The sequence below is a fragment of the uncultured Nocardioides sp. genome (genome assembly GCF_902805925.1).
Lineage (GTDB): Bacteria > Actinomycetota > Actinomycetes > Propionibacteriales > Nocardioidaceae > Nocardioides.
Map to the genome: position 1 here is coordinate 1 of NZ_CADCUP010000090.1, position 17,183 is coordinate 17,183.

General features: G+C 72.2%; 15 protein-coding genes. 7 read left to right on the forward strand and 8 right to left on the reverse strand.

Annotation, left to right across the window (positions count from 1 at the left end; genetic code table 11):
- Positions 1-87 precede the first annotated feature (87 nt).
- Entirely contained in the window at positions 88-444 is a 357-nt protein-coding gene (locus tag QZX64_RS06315; RefSeq protein WP_295657752.1) for a YciI family protein, read from the reverse strand.
- A 361-nt stretch (positions 445-805) separates the two neighbouring features.
- Between QZX64_RS06315 and QZX64_RS06320 the strand changes: the two genes are divergently transcribed.
- Positions 806-1,828, forward strand: coding sequence for a GNAT family N-acetyltransferase (locus QZX64_RS06320; protein ID WP_295657753.1), 1,023 nt, complete (start codon positions 806-808; stop codon positions 1,826-1,828).
- A 937-nt stretch (positions 1,829-2,765) separates the two neighbouring features.
- Here the strand turns inward: QZX64_RS06320 and QZX64_RS06325 are convergent.
- From QZX64_RS06325 to QZX64_RS06335, 3 genes are read right to left on the reverse strand one after another with little or no spacing between them, the layout of a single operon-like run.
- Positions 2,766-3,251 (reverse strand): isochorismatase family protein, encoded by a 486-nt coding sequence (locus tag QZX64_RS06325; RefSeq protein WP_295657754.1) that lies wholly within the window; start codon positions 3,249-3,251, stop codon positions 2,766-2,768.
- The gene (locus tag QZX64_RS06330) at positions 3,248-4,171 is read right to left on the reverse strand and encodes an alpha/beta hydrolase (RefSeq protein WP_295657755.1); all 924 of its coding nucleotides are present in this window, start codon (positions 4,169-4,171) and stop codon (positions 3,248-3,250) included. Before QZX64_RS06330 ends, QZX64_RS06325 begins: the two co-directional genes overlap by 4 nt.
- Before the next feature lie 29 nt (positions 4,172-4,200).
- On the reverse strand, positions 4,201-4,551 hold the full coding sequence (locus tag QZX64_RS06335; RefSeq protein ID WP_295657756.1) for a hypothetical protein: 351 nt from the start codon (positions 4,549-4,551) through the stop codon (positions 4,201-4,203).
- Between QZX64_RS06335 and QZX64_RS06340 the strand changes: the two genes are divergently transcribed.
- Positions 4,523-5,215 carry a helix-turn-helix domain-containing protein gene (locus tag QZX64_RS06340; protein WP_295657757.1) on the forward strand — a complete coding sequence of 231 codons (693 nt, stop codon included), beginning with the start codon at positions 4,523-4,525 and terminating at the stop codon, positions 5,213-5,215. The genes QZX64_RS06335 and QZX64_RS06340 overlap by 29 nt on opposite strands.
- Positions 5,216-5,362: 147 nt before the next feature.
- Here QZX64_RS06340 and QZX64_RS06345 read toward each other — a convergent pair whose 3' ends face one another.
- The 3 genes from QZX64_RS06345 to QZX64_RS06355 are packed head-to-tail and all read right to left on the reverse strand — an operon-like array spanning position 5,363 to position 8,596.
- Positions 5,363-6,256 carry a carbohydrate ABC transporter permease gene (locus QZX64_RS06345; RefSeq protein ID WP_295657758.1) on the reverse strand — a complete coding sequence of 298 codons (894 nt, stop codon included), beginning with the start codon at positions 6,254-6,256 and terminating at the stop codon, positions 5,363-5,365.
- Positions 6,257-6,270: 14 nt separating this feature from the next.
- Positions 6,271-7,227, reverse strand: a complete 957-nt coding sequence (locus tag QZX64_RS06350; protein ID WP_295657759.1) for a carbohydrate ABC transporter permease — start codon at positions 7,225-7,227, stop codon at positions 6,271-6,273.
- Between the two features lie 46 nt (positions 7,228-7,273).
- A complete protein-coding gene (locus QZX64_RS06355; RefSeq protein WP_295657760.1) occupies positions 7,274-8,596 on the reverse strand; it encodes an extracellular solute-binding protein in 1,323 nt (440 codons plus the stop codon).
- A gap of 162 nt (positions 8,597-8,758) precedes the next feature.
- Here QZX64_RS06355 and QZX64_RS06360 point away from each other — a divergent pair, with 162 nt between their 5' ends.
- From QZX64_RS06360 to QZX64_RS06380, 5 genes are all read left to right on the forward strand, one after another.
- Entirely contained in the window at positions 8,759-10,696 is a 1,938-nt protein-coding gene (locus tag QZX64_RS06360; RefSeq protein ID WP_295657761.1) for a glycoside hydrolase family 2 protein, read from the forward strand.
- Between the two features lie 214 nt (positions 10,697-10,910).
- The gene (locus QZX64_RS06365) at positions 10,911-11,954 is read left to right on the forward strand and encodes a 3-oxoacyl-ACP synthase III (RefSeq protein WP_295657762.1); all 1,044 of its coding nucleotides are present in this window, start codon (positions 10,911-10,913) and stop codon (positions 11,952-11,954) included.
- On the forward strand, positions 11,951-14,608 hold the full coding sequence (locus QZX64_RS06370) for an alpha/beta fold hydrolase (RefSeq protein WP_295657763.1): 2,658 nt from the start codon (positions 11,951-11,953) through the stop codon (positions 14,606-14,608). Before QZX64_RS06365 ends, QZX64_RS06370 begins: the two co-directional genes overlap by 4 nt.
- Before the next feature lie 9 nt (positions 14,609-14,617).
- On the forward strand, positions 14,618-15,601 hold the full coding sequence (locus QZX64_RS06375) for an NAD(P)-dependent oxidoreductase (protein ID WP_295657764.1): 984 nt from the start codon (positions 14,618-14,620) through the stop codon (positions 15,599-15,601).
- 127 nt (positions 15,602-15,728) lie between these two features.
- Complete coding sequence (locus QZX64_RS06380) at positions 15,729-16,673, forward strand: UDP-glucuronic acid decarboxylase family protein (RefSeq protein ID WP_295657765.1); 945 nt, start codon at positions 15,729-15,731, stop codon at positions 16,671-16,673.
- Positions 16,674-16,692: 19 nt separating this feature from the next.
- Here the strand turns inward: QZX64_RS06380 and QZX64_RS06385 are convergent.
- A partial coding sequence (locus QZX64_RS06385; protein ID WP_295657766.1) for a hypothetical protein occupies positions 16,693-17,183 on the reverse strand: 491 nt, incomplete at its 5' end.

Sequence of the window (17,183 nt, forward strand, 5' to 3'; positions counted from 1 at the left end):
CCCACTCGGAGCGGTGGGCCTGCGCCAGCGCGGCAGCTACCGCGTCCGCCTGCACGGCGGACGCGGTCGGCTCGTCGCCGGCAGCGATCAGAACGGGTTCGTCGTCGGGTCCACGACCGGGCGAACCTCGACGCCGCCGAAGGGGGCCGGGCACAGCTTGGCCATCTCGACGGCGTGGTCGAGGTCGCGCGCCTCGACGACGTAGAAGCCGCCCAAGGCCTCCTTGGTCTCGACGAACGGGCCGTCCGTCACCGTGCCGCCACCCTTGATCGTGGTGGACGTCGTCGTGGACGCGAGCGCCTCCCCGCCCTCGAGGGATCCACCGAGCTCGAAGACCTGCTTGACGAACGTGCTGTGCGCGTCGACCAGCGCGCCCCACGCCTCGGGCGACATGGTCGCGTAGCGCGCCTGGTCTTCGTAGATGAGGATTGCGTACTTGGCCATGGAGCTGCCTCCTGCACTGAGTCGCGGGCCGGCCTGTCCGGCTCCGTCAATAGTGACGACGAACATCCTGCCGCCGGATCGACAGCCAGGCCCGGATCGTCTTCACGATCTTTCCGTGGTCACGCCCCGAGACCACCCCAGCAGAGGCACCTGCCGCCGCCACTCCACCACTGCTGCCGACGCTCGATCTCGTGCTGGTGGTCCAGCATCTGTCGGACGACCTGCTCATAGGTCTCGGTCGGGGTGAGTCCCATGCGGCACCATGCGTTGCCCTGGAAGCGCGCCTCTCGCCTGACAGGTGCGCGAGGGAGTCGTCGTGCCTGCATTGCCTCCGCCCGCGGGCTGCTGGAGTCTGGGTGCCATGAGCGAGTCGCCGTACCCCCTACGCACCGAGCGGTTGACCCTTCGCTTCCCGCGGACCGAGGACGTGGGCGCTCTCGCGGCGTACCGCAACGACGCGGACGTCACGGCCTTCCAGAGCTGGGAGCTGCCCTACCCCGTCGAGCGAGCGCGCGAGCTCGTCGCCCGGCACGAGCGCGTCACCGACCTCACGAACGGTGGCCGGCACCAGGTCATGATCGAGTGCGGGGGACGCGTCGTCGGAGATCTCTACGTGGGGCTCCACGAGCACGGCGGCGTGGCCGAGATCGGGTTCACCGTCGTCCGGTCGGCGCAGGGGCAGGGGATCGGGCTCGAGGCCGCCGATGCGGTGGTGGGCGACCTTGTCGAGCGGTTGGGGGTGCATCGGATCACCGCCGAGCTCTCGCCCGAGAACCTCGCGTCCGCCAGGCTGCTCGAGCGGTTGGGGATGACCTTCGAGTCCCACACGCTCAGGTCGGCCTGGGTGCGCGGGAGGTGGGACGACAGCCTGCGCTACGCCATGAGTGGGGAGGAGTGGCGGTCGTGGCGCGACCGGGTGCGCACGCCGCCGCACGATGTCCGGTTGGTGGAGATCACCGACGACTCCTTCCGCCCCTGGACGTGGATGGAGGTGCACCGCTCGCAGCAGCGGTTCGTGGCGTCGGTCGAGGACTCCTTGGTCGACGCGCTGTTCCACGGCACCCGGTACGGCGTGCCGCTGCTGCCGCAGCTGCGTGGCATCGAGGCCGACGGCCAGCCGACCGGCTTCGTCATGTGGTCCGAGGTCGAGCCTCGGCCCTATCTCTGGCGCTTCCTCGTGGACCGGCGCCACCAAGGACGCGGCATCGGGCGCCGGGCCATGGACCTGTGGTCGCAGGCCATGCGCGACCGTGGTCACACCGAGGCGGAGACGAGCTGGGTGCGGGCCAGGGGAGGTCCGGAGGCGTTCTACCTCGCCTACGGTTTCGTGCCGACCGGTGAGTACGACGACGGCGAGGCGCTCGCCCGGCTCCACCTCGTCTGACCGTGGGCGGCCGCTTCAGTAGCCCCGGACGAGTTGTGGGAGCTCGGTCCCGTGGCCGGCCGCGCCCTCCGGAGATGTCCGTGGCGCGACAGCACGGTTCGAGGCGAAGAGGCCCCCGAGAGACGTTCTCGGGGGCCTCTGCCCGTGGGCACATCCGATGTCACCGCCCCCTCGACCCAAGGTTCATAGGCACGATGGCCCTGACCCCCGAGAAGGGAGCCCGGTCGTGAGGAGACGCGGGTTCTAGCCGTCGCTAGAGAGTGGGCCCGCCGACTTTCACGACCGAACGCGTCATCAAGAGGTGCTACCAGCGCCACCTACCCGGCGGCGGCTTCGTTGCTCGGCGGGTTGGCACCACGCTCAGCATCACCGTCGGCGCCACTTTCAGCGCCACCGTCGGCGTCGTCGTCGGCGCCGCTGTCGGCGCCACTGTCCGCAGGACCACCGTCCGCGCCGTGGTCGAGACCCTGGTCCTCCATCGTTTCCTCTGCGAGCCCGGGTGGGATCCTGACCCCTCCTCCATCAGCCATGTCGTCCTCCATTGCAAGTCGTGGCCCGAGAGCCGCGGAGCGGCGCCGTTCGGCGTCGTTCCTCCTTGTATACCCCCCCACCGGTCGCCCTGCCCACCACCCCTGGAGACGACTGCTGGCGGGTAGGGGTCTGTCAGATGCGTACTTCCCCCACCGCCTCCGAGGGCACGCGCGAGGAGCGGAGAACCGTCGAGACGCCCGCACAAGGTCTCCTCGACGCCGCCGCGCCTGGCCAGGCGTCGCCTCCGGCGACCTCGATCCGTCGCTGGTCTCCCACGTCCACACCGAGCCGGGAGGTCCGCGAGAGTCCCGGCGGACCAGGGGTCTGGCACGAGCCCGTAGCCGGTGCCATCACGGGTGCGCGGCGCGTCCCGTCCTGCTGTTCCACAGCCAGGCCACGGTGCGGTTCAGGCCCGCGTGCTGTGCCCTGCGGCGTCCAAGAGGTGGTGGGTGTTGGCCACGGCCGCGAACTCGCCGTGAAGGTTGGCAGCCGTGACAGCAGCAAGCTGGTCGGCGCCGACCATCGTTCCGTCCGGTGCGGGGCGGTCAAAGGTGTGGGTTGCGTCCAGGACGAAGACGACATGATGGCCGAGGTTGGCGCCGACTCGGGCGGTGGTCTCACAGCAGTGGTTGGTGGTGATGCCGGCGATGACGATGCCTTGCAACTCCTGGTCGTGTAGCCACTGGTGCAGGCCCGGCTTGCCGTGGAAGCAGGAGTTGACGTGCTTGGTGATGAGCAGGTCGGCGTCGTCGAAGCCTCGCTGCACGTCCACGACGAGCAGGGCGAGCCGGTCCAGGTCCGGCAGGTCCGGAGCGGGGATGCCATGGCCGAGGGTGTGGAGGACGTCGGGGTGCTCGTTCCCGGGTTGTGGGCGCGACGAGGGCTGACTCACCGATTGCCGCCTACGTGTGCGCGGACCCACGCCACCACCAATCTGACCAGCTCGGCGTCGACAGGCAGACGCATCTCCCGTTTGTATCCCGACAGGGAAGCCGGGCCGGGCTGTGCTCGGAGGATGTGGCTCAGGTCAGGCATCTCGTGCGTCTCGACCGGGGCGGGGACGAGCTCGCCGATGGTGGCGAGGTCGGACGCGGGCACCTGGAGGTCCTTGCCGCCGGTGACGGCGAGTACCGGGACGTGGATGAGGGCGAGGTCGGTGCGTGGATCGTGGGCCATGAACTCACGGTGCCAGCGAGCGTTGATCTTCGCGCCTTCGATGCGCGCCTCGTCGGTCGTGGTGGCCCTGATCTTCGTGTGGGTCTTGGCGGTCCTGGCCTCGAGGTCGGTGCGCATCAGCCGCAGCAGGGCACGGATCGCGCGGGGCAGGGTAGGTGCGATCTGCGCGGACTGCCAGCGAAGCAGCGCCTCGCCCGGCGTCGCGGGGCAGCTCAGCAGGACCAGGCCCACGGTGGGGGCGCCGTTGGCGGCCAGGTCCGCGGCGTGGAGAGCGCCCTCGGAGTGGCCGAGGACCACGATCCTGGCAGGGTCAACGTCCGGACGGGCGGCGAGGAGCTCGAGGGCGGCTCGGGCGTCGTCGCGGTTGTCGTAGAAGCCGGCTGTGTGCCAGCGGCCGGTGCTCTCGCCGACGCCGCGCTTGTCGTAGCGGAAGGTCGCGAGTCCTGCCGTGTCGAGTGCAGCAGCAAGCTGTCCGGTGATGCCCAGCGGCATGCGCTTGTGGTCGGAGTTCCGGTCCAGGGGTCCCGACCCGGGCAGGAGCAGCACGGCCGGGAACGGGCCGGCGCCCTCGGGGACAGTGAGGGTGCCGGCAAGGGTCTGCTCGCCGGAACGGAACGTGGCGGTGTGCTCGGGCACGGGTGGTCTCCCAGGTGAGCGGGATGCGGTCAGCGGGTGTGGCCGGACAGGGACGCCGCGAGCTCCTTGGGGGCGTCCGTGGTGATGAGCAGGCTGGCGTAGCGGTGCCCGGTCAGGGTCACGCGTAGGGCGGGGCCGTGTCCGTGGACGGCCACGAGCGCCTTGCCGGTGCGCGAGCGCCAGGTGCCCAGCTTTCGCCGGCCGGGAAGCCCGAGACCGGGTGCGCGAAGCCCGCGGACGGCCGCCAGCCCGTCCGGGACCACCTCGACGCCGCGGACCGAGGAGAGCGGGATGTGCTGGTCACGGAGAAGTCCGGCGACCTTCTCGCCCGTGGTGAAGGAGACCGTCAGGGTGTCGCGCTGTACTCGGACTGATGTCATGTTTGACATTGTTCTCATCACTGGGAATCATGTCAACATGACCGCTCCCGACCAGCCCGTGCAGCGCATGCGACCGGCCGACGTGGTCCTGCATCCGGTCCGCATGCGGATCGTCCAGGCGTTCCTCGGCGACCGCGAGTTGACGACGGGAGACCTGCGTACGGAGATCTCGGACGTGCCGAGCGCCACCTTGTACCGCCAGGTCGCTGCGCTCGCCCGAGGCGGGGTCCTCGACGTCGTGGACGAGAGGCGCGTCCGCGGTGCGGTGGAGCGCACCTACCGGCTGCGCAGCGGAGCCGCGCGCGTCGACGGGGACGAGGCGCTGGAGATGACTGTCGAGGAGCACCGACAGGCGTTCTTGACCTTCGTCGTGGGTCTCCTTGCCGAGTTCGACCACTACCTGGACCGCGGCCACGTGGACATGGCCCGTGATCTCGCCGGGTTCCGTCAGAACGCCATGTACCTGAGCGACGAGGAGATGTCCGCGGTCGTCGACGAGCTGCGCGCGGTCCTGGACCCTCGGATCGCCCTACCGCCGACGCCCGGGCGGACCAGACGGCTGTTCTCCACCGTCCTCATGCCCGACGCCAAGCCTCCCACCGCCACCACCGCAGCCGGCGGCAACCGCGCATCGGCACCGTCCCCGAAGGAACGAGATCGATGAGCACCGCGCGACAGTGCGCGCCCGCAGCTCCCACGGACCGGACGTCCCCACCGCGGGACCGACGGGCGTGGCCCACATCAGGCGGGCACGCGGTTCGTGCGGCGCGTTGCGGACGGCTTGACCCGCGGACGCGGGACGCCGGCGGTGTCACTTGATGCCGGTGTTGGCCACTCCCTGGGCGATCTGGCGCTGCAGCAGGAGGAAGACCGCCAGCAGCGGCAGGATCCCGAGGACCGCGGACGCCATGGTCTCGGCGTACTGGATGGCGGCGCCGCCGACCAGGCTGCTCAGACCCACGGGGATCGTCTGCGACTTGGTCTGGGTGAGGACCAGCAGCGGCCACAAGAAGGCGTTCCACGAGGTGATGAACGTCAAGATGGCCACCGCGGAGATCGCCGGCCGGCACAGGGGCATGACGATCTGGCTGTAGATCCGCCACCACGACGCACCGTCGATGCGCGCGGCCTCGACCAGGGCGACCGGGATGCCCTTGATGAAGGAGTGGAAGACGAACACGGCCACGGGGAGGGCGACGCCGGGGAGGACGATCGCCCAGTAGGTGCCGAGCAGGCCCAGCGCACGGAACTCCATGAACTGCGGGAGGATCAGCGCCTCGGTCGGCAGCATCAGCCCGGCGAGGATCACGGCGAAGACCGCCGCCTTCCCCCGGAAGTCCAGGTGGACCAGGGCGAAGGCCACCATCGAGCAGATGAGGACGGTGAAGATCACTGCCAGCGTCGAGATGATGAAGCTGTTGACGTACCACGAGCCGAGGGGGCTGGACTCCCAGGCGGAGGTGTACGCCGCGAAGCTGAAGCCGCCGGACCAGAACGCCGTCGGGTTGGCGGCGATGTCGTCGTTGGCGCGCAGCGAGGTGATGAACGCCCACGCGAAGGGGATCAGCCAGATCAGCGCGAAGAGCGTGACGCAGGTGGCGGCCAGGCGGTTGAACGCGGTGCTGGACGCGTCGTTCCGGTCGGCCGAGCCCCGGCGGCGGGGCGGGTGGACGGTGGCAGTGGGCGTGACAGCGGCGGTGGACATCGACGATGTTCCCTTCAGGCGCTCTGGGGACCGGCGGTGCGGCGACGGATCAGCAGCCACAGGACCGAGACGGTGACGAGGATGACGAAGTAGACCAACGTCGCGGCCGCGGCGTAGCCGCCGCGGTAGGAGGTGAAGCCGGTGTCGAAGATGTACTGGATGACCGGCCGGGTGGAGTAGTTCGGGCCGCCCGCCAGCAGGATGTAGATCTGGTCGAAGACCTTCAGCGAGGCCAGCACCTGCAGGATCAGCACCAGGCTCATGGTCGGGCGCAGCAGGGGGATGGTGATCGACCGGATCTGCTGCCACGGTCCCGCGCCGTCGATGGCGGCCGCCTCGTAGACCTCCTCGGAGATCTCCTGGATCGCCGCGGTGTAGAGGATGAAGTTGAACCCGAAGGTCCACCACAGCGTCAACAGGGTCACCGCGAACCACGCGCCGCTCGTGCTGCCGAAGAAGTCCGGGGGCGTGAGACCGACCCAGCCGAACACGTTGGAGATCAGGCCGGTCTCCGGGGTGTACATGAACGCGAAGATGAGACAGACCGCCGCGGACGGCACGACGAACGGCGCGAAGAACGCCAGGCGGTAGAACCACTGGCCCCGAGCCATCCGCGAGGCCAGGATCGCGAAGAGCAGCGGCAGCAGGAGCAGGAGGGGCGTGGTGAGGAGCGTGAACAGCACCGAGTGCCACATCGAGGCCCAGAAGTCGCCGCTGCTGAGCACGTCGGCGTAGTTGGAGAGCCCGACCCAGGTGCCCAGGCCCGGGGTCACGGTGGTGGTGTTGAACAGGCTGATCACGGCTCCGATGAGCACGGGGCCGATCAGGAACAGGACGTAGAGGGTGAGGAAGGGCGCGGCGAAGAGCCAGCCCACCTTGGTGTGACCCCGTGGGCCACGGTCTTCCGGGGTCGCCGAACGGGAGGTCTCATCGACCTTCCGCGCGGGGAGGGCCACAGCGCCGGTCGTCATCTGGTCTCCTCGTCGGGATGGCTGGTGCCGGGGATGTGAGCAGTGCTCACACCGGGGAACGGGCGGTCGAGAAGGTCTTCAGGCTGTCGGCCACGTCGCTCACGCCGCTGCTCGGGTCGGTGCCGCCGGACAGGACGCTGGCGATCACCGAGCCCATCGCGGTCTGGAAGTCCGAACCGGCACCGGTGTACCAGCCGGGCGGGTCGTAGACCGCGTTGAAGGCCGCCTCGATGTAGCCGCTCTGCGGGTCCAGGGAGCGGAAGTCCTCGCTCTCCTGCACCGGCAGCCACGCAGGCACGTGACCACCGTCGGCCCAGGTCAGGCTCTGGTCGAGCAGACCCTTGATGAAGCCGACGGCGTCGGCCGTGCGGGCGCTGGAGCGCCCCTCGCTGCGCGGGACGACCAAGGCGTGGGAGTCGGCGTAGGCGACCGGGTCGGAGCCGAGCAGCGGTGGGAACGGCGCGACGTCGAAGTCGAGCCCCTCCACCCCGCGGTACGTCGGGATCTGCCAGACGCCGTCGAAGAGGAACCCGACCCGGCCCTGGCTGAACAGCGTCGAGGACGTGGTCGCCGTCGCGGTGCTGGGCATCAGCCGCTCGGACCCCGTCAGGCTCTGCAGGAACTCGAAGGTCTCACCCGCCGCGTCGCGGTCCAGGGTGACCTTCGTGCCGAGATCGGTGACCAGCGGGCCGGCGAGGCCGGAGTAGGCCATCGTGAAGAGGCGCCAGTTGGTGGACGGGTCCGCGGTGATGGTGCAGACGGCGCCGTACTCCTCCCCACCCGCCTCCTTCATGGCGCTGACCGCGGCGACGAAGTCGTCCCGCCCGGTCAGCGGCTTGAGCCTGCCGTCGCTGCCGAGCAGACCCGCCTTCTCGGCCAGCTCGACGTTGTAGAACATGACGAACGGGTGGGTGTCGAGCGGCACGGCGTACGGCGTCTCGTCGACGGTGGCCTTCTCCCACGCGGCCGGCGTGAACCTGTCCTGCGTGATGCCGGCCTCGGTGAACTGGTCGGCCACGGGCTCGAGCAGGCCGGCCCGAGCCAGCAGGGGGAGCCGGGAGAGGTGGGCGACCGCCACGTCGGGCGGGCGACCGCTCGAGGCCGACAGCGCCAGCTTGGTGTAGTAGGGGTTGCCCCAGGACAGCAGGGTGGGCTCGACCGAGCGTCCGCTGGACGAGCGGTAGGAGTCGACCATCGTGCCCATGTTGGCCCCGTCGCCACCGCCGAAGAGGTGCCAGAAGATGACGTCGGCCGTCGCTGGCTGGGCGCCGGTGAAGCTGGTGGCCACCGGGGTCCCGCAGCCCGACGCGGCACCTGCGAGCGCGATGCCGCCTGTGGCCAGCAGGGTGCGTCGCGAGATGCCTCTCATGGGCGGACGGAGGTGGGCTGGACCTGTGGTGTACGACACATGGGACGAATGTTGCACGCCTTTTGCATCGATGCAAGTGTTGACCGCCGCACGGGCAGATCGGTGGCCCGCCGCTCGGCAGCCACCCCCGGGCACTCACGACGACGGAGGACCCTCACGGTGTTGGCGACACAGCAGGACGGCTCCTACCCCCGGCCGGTGATGTGCCGGGAGGCGTGGACGAGCCTCGACGGGCCTTGGCAGTTCGCGCACGACGACGCCGACGAGGGGCTGGCGCAGCGCTGGTTCGACCCGTCGAGCGACTCCGCGTTCGACCAGCGCATCGAGGTGCCGTTCCCTCCCGAGTCGCCGGCGTCCGGCGTCGGCGCCCGTGGGTTCCACCCGGTGGTGTGGTACCGCCGCACGATCAGCCACGCCGAGCTGACCGCCGCACCGGGGGCGGGCGACACCGACACCGCCCGGGCGCTCGTGCACTTCGGCGCCGTGGACCACCACGCCCGCGTGTGGCTGGACGGCCACCTGGTCGCCGAGCACGTGGGCGGGCAGACGCCGTTCACCGCGGACGTCACCGACGCCCTCCTGGCCTCGATCCGGGGCGCGGACCCGGCGCCCGACGAGCACGTCCTGGTCGTGCGTGCCGAGGACGACCCGCACGCGTCCGACCAGCCCCGTGGCAAGCAGGACTGGCGCGAGGAGCCCCACGGCATCTGGTACGACCGCACCACCGGGATCTGGCAGCCGGTCTGGCTCGAGGTCGTGCCCGCCCTGCACGTGGTCGACGTCGCCTGGACCCCGGACGTCGCCGAGGCGGTGGTCCGGGGGGAGGTCACGCTGTCCCGCAGGCCGTCCGCGCCCCTGGCGCTCGACCTGGTGCTGACCTCCGGCACCGAGGTCCTCGCGGAGGTGTCGTACGTCGTCGGCGACCCCGTCACCCGGCTCGACATCCCCGTGGCCGCACTGCGCAACGGCCAGGACCGTGACCGGCTGCAGTGGTCGCCCGAGACGCCCCGCCTCGTCGACATCGACGTCGCGCTGCGCGACCGGGGGTCCGGCCTCGAGCTCGACCGGGTCACCAGCTACACCGGCCTCCGGCACGTCTCGGTCGACGGCGGCTCCTTCGCCCTCAACGGCCACCCCTGGTACACCCGCTCGGTGCTCAACCAGGGCTACCGCCGCGACACCCACCTCGCCTCGCGCGGTGGCGACGCGCTGCGCGTCGAGGTGGAGCAGATCAAGGCCATGGGGTTCAACGCGGTGCGCCTGCACCAGAAGGCGGAGGACCCGCGGTTCCTCTACTGGGCCGACCGGCTGGGCCTGATGGTCTGGAGCGAGACCGCGGGGGCCTACGAGTTCTCCCCGCGAGCCGTCGCGCTGCTGACCACGGAGTGGATGGAGCTCGTGCGGCGCTACCGCAGCCACCCCTCGGTCGTCGTCTGGGTGCCGATCAACGAGAGCTGGGGTGTGCAGGACATCGCGGGCTCCACTGCCCAGCAGCAGTTCGCCCAGTCCCTGGTCAGCCTGACCCGCGCGCTCGACCCGTCGCGTCCCGCCATGTCCAACGAGGGCTGGGAGCACGTGGACAGCGACATCATGGGTCTGCACGACTACACCGTGGACCCCGAGCACCTGCGGGCCCGCTACGTCGACGCCGCGGCCGTCCGCGACGTGGTGTCGGGCTTCGGTCCCCAGGGGCGCCGCCCCATGCTGAACGACGCGCAGGCCCGGCGGTTCGAGGCGGGCGGCTGCCCGCTGATGATCACCGAGTTCGGCGGGATCTCGATGGCCGAGGAGGAGGGCGCGTGGGGCTACGACCACGTCGGCTCGACCGAGGAGTACGCCGCGCGCCTGACGGGTCTCTTCGACGCCCTGCACGCCAGCAGCGAGGTCGTCGGCTTCTGCTACACCCAGTTCATGGACACCGGCCAGGAGACCAACGGCCTGCTGTTCGCCGACGGGACGCCGAAGCTGCCGGTCGAGTGGATCGCCGAGATCGTCACCGGCGTCCGCACGCCGCGCACCGCGCCGGACACACCCGAGCCGCTGGACACCGAGTCCGAGCCGCACGCGCCCGAGACCCACACGCTGAACCGCACCCACTGAGCCCGCCATCGGGCTGCGCCGGCAGCGCGTCGAGCCCGACCAGGGATCTCCCAGCCGCTCAGTCGTCCTCCGACTGAGGAAATCCGGGGGGATGAACGTAACCTGCTCGGTGGGCCGCCTGCGGCCGTCCGCAGCGACACGGGTTCCCGAGTGCGTCCGTGTCGCAGCGGGTACCGATCCATGTCCTTGGAGCACCACTCATAAGGGAACGCGCGTGAACCTCGCAGCAACCACCGTCCAGAACTCGACGCGCCGCTACGAGCGCACGGTCATGCTCGGGGTCGAGCGGGTCGAGGCTCCGGAGGTCGTGACGTCCGCGGAGCTCGACGACCGCCTGGGCGAGGTCTATCGGCAGACCCGCATGCGCGCGGGCCTCCTGGAGGGCTTGGTCGGGATCCGCGAGCGTCGGCGCTGGCGGGACGACGAGTCCTTCACCGATGGTGCCGTCGCCGCCGGTCGAGCCGCCCTGGCGGCCAGTGGGGTGGCGCCCGGCGAGATCGGCCTGCTGGTCAACACCTCGCTGAGCCGCCGCTACCTGGAGCCCTCGACGGCGGTCGTCATCCATGACGCCCTCGGGCTGCCGCCGTCCTGCCAGAACTTCGACGTCACCAACGCCTGCCTCGGCTTCATGAACGGCATGGAGATCGCTGCCGCGATGATCGACGCAGGTCTGATCGACCATGCGCTCGTGGTCGACAGCGAGGACTCCCAGCCGGTCCAGGAGTCGACGATCAAGCGGTTGTCCGCAGGCAACGTCACCTCGCGCGACCTCATGTCGGAGTTCGCGGCGCTCACCCTGGGCTCCGGTGCGGTCGCCGTCGTCCTGGGCCGCGCGGACCAGCACCCGGAGGGCCACCGGCTGGTCGCCGGCGTCAGCCGCGCCGCCACCCAGCACCACGAGCTGTGCGTCGGGGACAACGGCATGATGAGGACCGACCTGAAGGGTCTGCTCGAGGCGGGCCTCGAGCTGTCCGCGGGACTGTGGGCCGAGGCCGCGGACGAGTTCGGCTGGAACGCCGGCATCAGCCGGTACTTCGTGCACCAGATCTCCCAGGTCCACACCGACGCCATCTGCCAGCGGCTGGACATCGACCCCGACCGGGTGCCGCGCACCTTCCCGGAGTTCGGCAACATCGGCCCCGCCTCGGTGGTGTTCACCCTGGCCGGCGACAGCCAGAACCTGACCCCCGGCGACCGCGTCCTGCTGATGGGGATCGGCTCCGGTCTGAACGCCAGCTGCCTCGAGATCCGCTGGTGAGCACGGCGCCGACCGCGCCACCCGTGCCGGTCGCGCCCGGCACCCGACCGGCGCCGGGAGACGTTCCCGGCCTCGATCCCGCGTGGTCGCGGGTCGTCACCGCACGCGACGCCGAGGGACGGGAGCGCGAGTGGCACGTGCTCGACAACGGGGTCGAGCCGCGGGACGGCACCCTGCTCTGCCTGCACGGCAACCCCACGTGGTCCTACCTGTGGCGCGGACTGCTGGCCGACGCCCCTGTCGGGTGGCGGGTCGTGGCTCCCGACCACCTCGGGATGGGCTTCTCCGAGCGCCCCGACGCTCCCCGCACGCTCGCCCAGCGGGTGGCCGACCTCGGCGGCCTGACCGACGCCCTCCACGTGACGGGACCGGTCGTCACCGTCGGGCACGACTGGGGCGGGATCCTGTCGCTGGGGTGGGCCCTGGCCCACCGCGACCAGCTGCACGGGGTCGTCCTCGGCAACACGGCGGTGGCCCAGCCGCCGGGCGACCTCGGTCCGCCGTTGATCCGCCTGGCCCGGCTGCCCGGCGTCCGCACCGTCGGCTGCGTGACCACGCCCGCCTTCGTCCGCGCGACCTCGGCGCTGTCACGGCCGCCGCTGCCGCGCGAGGTCCGCGATGCCCTGGCGCTGCCGTACGCCACGGCGCCGCGCCGGCGAGCGGTGGGCGACTTCGTGGCCGACATCCCCTTCTCCGCCGGTCACCCGTCGTACGACGCCGTGGCCGAGCTTGCCGAGGGCGTGCGCAGCCTGGACGTGCCGGCGCTGCTGTTCTGGGGCCCGCGCGACCCGGTCTTCGGCGAGCGCTACCTCACCGACCTGCGCGACCGTCTGCCCCACGCCCAAGTGCACCGGTTCGAGGGCGCCTCGCACCTCGTCACCGAGGACGCCCCCGAGTACGCCGGCCTCGTCGCGGCGTGGGTGACCGACCTGGCCGCGCCCGCGCCGCCTGCCGGGGCGCACGCCGGCGACCCGGAGGCCGAGGAGCTCGAGCTCCCGTTCGAGCCCCCTCTCGAGCCCTTCGAGCCACTGTGGTCCGCGCTGGACCGACGCGCTCTCGACCCCGGCCCGGTCATGTCCGTGCGGGGCGCCACGGTGAGCTGGGCCGCGATGTCGCGGCGCGTCACCGAGCTGGCGGCGGGCCTCGCCGCCGGAGGGGTGCGGCCCGGCGACCGGGTCGCCCTGCTGGTCGAGCCGTCGGCGGACCTGACCGCGGTGGTGTACGCGGTGTGGCGGGCCGGGGCGGTCGTGGTCGTGACGGACAAGGGTCTCGGCCTCGCCGGGATGCGCCGCGCGCTGCGCGGTGCCGCCGTCGACCACGTGGTGGCCGGGACGGCCGGCCTGGCCGCCGCCCGCGCCATGGGCCTGCCCGGCTCGCGGATCGCGGTGCACCCGGTGCCCGCGGCGGCCCGTCGGCTGCTGGGCGTCGACCACGACCTGGACGAGCTGGCCCGCCGCGGTGCCGGCGCGCCGCCGCCGGCGCCCCCGGGACCCGACGCGGACTGTGCGGTGGTCTTCACCTCCGGCGCCACGGGCCCGGCCAAGGGTGTCGCCTACCGGCACCGTCAGGTGCGCGCCCAGGTCGACCTGGTCCGGGCGACGTACGCGCTCGGACCCGACGACACGTTCGTCGCCGCCTTCGCGCCGTTCTCGATCCTCGGTCCGGCCCTCGGGCTCGGGTCCTCGGTGCCCGACATCGACGTCACCGCACCGGACACCCTCACCGCGGCGCTGCTCGCCGACGCCGCAGCGGCCGTGGACGCGCGCGTGGTCTTCGCCTCGCCCGCCGCGTTGCGCAGGGTGGTCGCGACGAGCGGGGACCTGCGGCCCAGCCAGCGCGACGCCCTGCTCCGGGTCCGCCTGCTGATGTCGGCCGGGGCCCCGGTGCCGGCCCGCCTGCTCGCGGCCGTGGGCGAGGTGCTGCCGCGCGCGAGCCTCCACACGCCGTACGGCATGACCGAGGTGCTGCCCGTCACCGACGTCTCCTACGAGGAGGTCCGAGAGGCCGGTGCCGGCGAGGGCGTGTGCGTCGGCCGGCCGCTGCCGGGGGTCGAGGTGGCCCTCGAGCCGCTCGCGGGTCCCGGGAGCGAGGAGGGGGGCGGGCGCCGCTCACTGGTGGACCGGCCCGGCGTGACGGGCGAGATCTGTGTCCGCGCCGCGCACGTCAAGGACCGGTACGACGCCCTCGAGGCGACCGAGCGCTCCTCGAGCCGCCACCCGGGCTGGCACGCCACCGGCGACGTCGGGCACCTCGACGACGCGGGCAGGCTGTGGGTCGAGGGCCGCACCGTGCACGTGATCAGCGGTGCGGAGGCGCTCGTGACGCCGGTCGCGATCGAGCAGCGGGTCGAGTCCGTCGTCGGGGTGCGTGCCGCGGCCGTCGTGGGCGTGGGGCCTCCGGGCGCGCAGGTCGTCGTCGTGGTGGTCGTCGCGGACGATGCTCCCGGCCCCGGGCGGCGCGGGCGGGGGGGTGCGATGCGCCTCCGGGTCGCCGAGCACGACCTCGCCGAGCACGTGCGCCGGACCGCCGGGACCGCCGTGGCGGCGGTGCTGCGCGCCGACCGCCTGCCGCTCGACATCCGGCACGCGTCCAAGGTCGATCGGGTCGAGGTCGCGCGTCAGGCGGCTCGGGCACTCGCCGGCCACGGGGGCTGAGGCGCCCGGATGAGGGTCCTGGTCACCGGCGCCTCCGGCCTCCTGGGCCGCACCACCGCCGGGCTGCTCCTGCGCCGCGGGGACGACGTCACGGTGCTCCAGCGACGCGGTGCCGGCCTCTCCTGCGCGGAGGTGCTGGGGAGCGTCACCGACGAGGACGCCGTTGCGCGCGCCGTCCGCGGTCAGGACGCCGTGCTGCACCTGGCGGCGAAGGTGGACGTCGTCGGGCGCCCGGAGGAGTACGAGCACACCAACGTCCGCGGCACCGCCACGCTCGTGTCGGCCGCCCGCGACGCCGGGGTGAGCCGCTTCGTCCAGGTGTCCTCGCCGTCGGTGGCGCACGCCGGGCGGCCCCTGTGCGGGGCCGGCGCGGAGCCGGCCGACCCCGGACGCGCGCGGGGCCACTACGCCCGCACCAAGGCGGCGGCCGAGCTGATCGCCCTGGGCGCCGACTCTCCGGGCTTCCCCGTCCTCGCGGTCCGGCCGCACCTGGTGTGGGGGCCGGGGGACACCCAGCTGGTCGCCCGGCTCGTGGCCCGCGCCCGGGCGGGGCGCCTGCCCGTGCTGGGGTCAGGGGCCGCGCTGATCGACACGACCTACGTCGACGACGCGGCGGCGGCCCTGGTGGCTGCTGTCGACGCGTGCGGGCCGAGCGCCCACGGCGAGCCTCTGGTCGTCAGCGGGGGGGACCCCCGGCCGGTGGCCGAGGTCTTCAACCGGCTGTGCCGTGCCGCCCGGGTGCCTCCACCCCGGCGGCACGTCCCGGTCCCGCTGGCCCTCGCGGCCGGGTCGGCCGTCGACCTGCTGTGGGCGGCGTCCCGGCGCACCGGCACGCCGCCGATCACCCGCTTCCTGGCCGAGCAGCTGACGACGGCGCACTGGTTCGACCAGCGTCGTACCCGGAGCGTGCTGCGGTGGTCCCCGGCGGTCGGGCTCGAGGACGGCTTCGAGCGGCTGGCCGCGTGGTACGCCGCGGGCTGTCCTCCGCGGTGAGCGACCCGGCCACCGCATCCCCCGGTCGCCCCCGCCGCTGTTGACCCCGTCGGGTCCCGCGGCGATCATGACCGCGCCGGCCCAGCGGGTGGTGCGGTGCCGAGCCGGTCGAGATGGGGGGGTCACGATGCACCCTTCGGTCGTCGTGACCGGTGGCGCCGGGTTCCTGGGCTCCCATCTCTGCGAGCGGCTGCTGGCCATGGGCTACCGGGTGACGTGCCTGGACAACTTCCTCACCGGCCGCCCGGAGAACGTGACGCACCTGTACGGCCACGCGCGGTTCCGGATGGTCGAGGTCGACGTGACGGAGTACCTGCACGTGCCGGGCACGGTCGACCTGGTCCTCCACTTCGCCTCACCCGCGTCGCCGGTCGACTACCTCGAGCTGCCGATACACACGCTCAAGGTCGGGTCGATCGGCACGCTCAACGCGCTGGGCCTGGCCAAGGCGCACGGTGCGCGGTTCCTGATCGCCTCGACGTCGGAGGTGTACGGCGATCCGCTGGTGCATCCGCAGCCGGAGTCCTACTGGGGCAACACCAACCCGGTCGGACCGCGCGGCGTCTACGACGAGGCCAAGCGGTTCGCCGAGTCGCTGACGATGGCCTACCGGACCTCGCATGGTGTCGACACCTCGATCGTGCGCATCTTCAACACCTTCGGCCCACGCATGCGCGCCCACGACGGGCGCGCCATCCCCACCTTCATCCGCCAGGCGCTGCGCGGCGACCCCATCACCGTCGCCGGCGACGGCTCGCAGACCCGGTCGGTCTGTTACGTGGACGACCTCGTCGACGGGATCGTGCGCCTGGCGCAGTCGGACCACCCCGGGCCGATGAACATCGGCAACCCGCACGAGATCTCGATGTCCGACCTCGCCGCGCTGGTCCGCGACCTGGTGGGCTCGTCGAGCGAGATCACCTTCGTCCCCCGGCCGGTCGACGACCCGACCGTGCGTCGACCGGACATCACCCTGGCCGAGCGTGAGCTCGGCTGGCGACCGCTCGTCCCGGTCCAGGACGCCCTGCTGCGCACGATCGACTGGTGCCGCGCCCAGGCGGAGTTCGACTGAGGGACGGCGACCGTGTCGGTCAGGCCTCCCAGCCCCAGCGGCGAGCCAGGCCCAGGCCGTGCACGTCGTCCAGCATCCGCACCTCGTCCGCGAGTGCGGCCTGGACGACCGACCGCTCCTGCTCGGTCATCCGCGGCCTCGCGTCGGCCAGTGGCTCGTACAGGGCACGCTGGACCAGCGGGAGCCTCTTGACCCGCCCCACGAGCCTGCCGCCGTCCCGTTCGCGCAGCACGTGCGCTCCGCGGCTGACGACACGGGACAGCGCGACAGACCGCGCCCTGCCGGCCGGCAGCCGCGGCTCGCGCTGTGCCTGGTCGAGATGGACCGACCGGAGGCCGAGCCACGCCGTCACCGCGTCGAGGAAGCCCTGCGGATCGGCCTGGAGGTCGTCGAAGACCGCGACGTGGAGGGCGTCCGGGCCGAAGCGGCTGCGGAACCGCAGGAGCTGCGTGCCGTAGCGGCCGTGGTCGAGCAGCTCCGGGTGACGCGAGAGCGCCTCGAGGAACGTGC

Bases quoted from the DNA above. Each gene is read 5' to 3' on its own strand.
- QZX64_RS06350 (WP_295657759.1), bottom strand. From the start codon at position 7,227: ATGACGACCGGCGCTGTGGCCCTCCCCGCGCGGAAGGTCGATGAGACC.
- QZX64_RS06335 (WP_295657756.1), bottom strand. From the start codon at position 4,551: ATGACATCAGTCCGAGTACAGCGCGACACCCTGACGGTCTCCTTCACC.
- QZX64_RS06355 (WP_295657760.1), bottom strand. From the start codon at position 8,596: ATGAGAGGCATCTCGCGACGCACCCTGCTGGCCACAGGCGGCATCGCG.
- QZX64_RS06345 (WP_295657758.1), bottom strand. From the start codon at position 6,256: ATGTCCACCGCCGCTGTCACGCCCACTGCCACCGTCCACCCGCCCCGC.
- QZX64_RS06320 (WP_295657753.1), top strand. From the start codon at position 806: ATGAGCGAGTCGCCGTACCCCCTACGCACCGAGCGGTTGACCCTTCGC.
- QZX64_RS06315 (WP_295657752.1), bottom strand. From the start codon at position 444: ATGGCCAAGTACGCAATCCTCATCTACGAAGACCAGGCGCGCTACGCG.
- QZX64_RS06375 (WP_295657764.1), top strand. From the start codon at position 14,618: ATGAGGGTCCTGGTCACCGGCGCCTCCGGCCTCCTGGGCCGCACCACC.
- QZX64_RS06380 (WP_295657765.1), top strand. From the start codon at position 15,729: ATGCACCCTTCGGTCGTCGTGACCGGTGGCGCCGGGTTCCTGGGCTCC.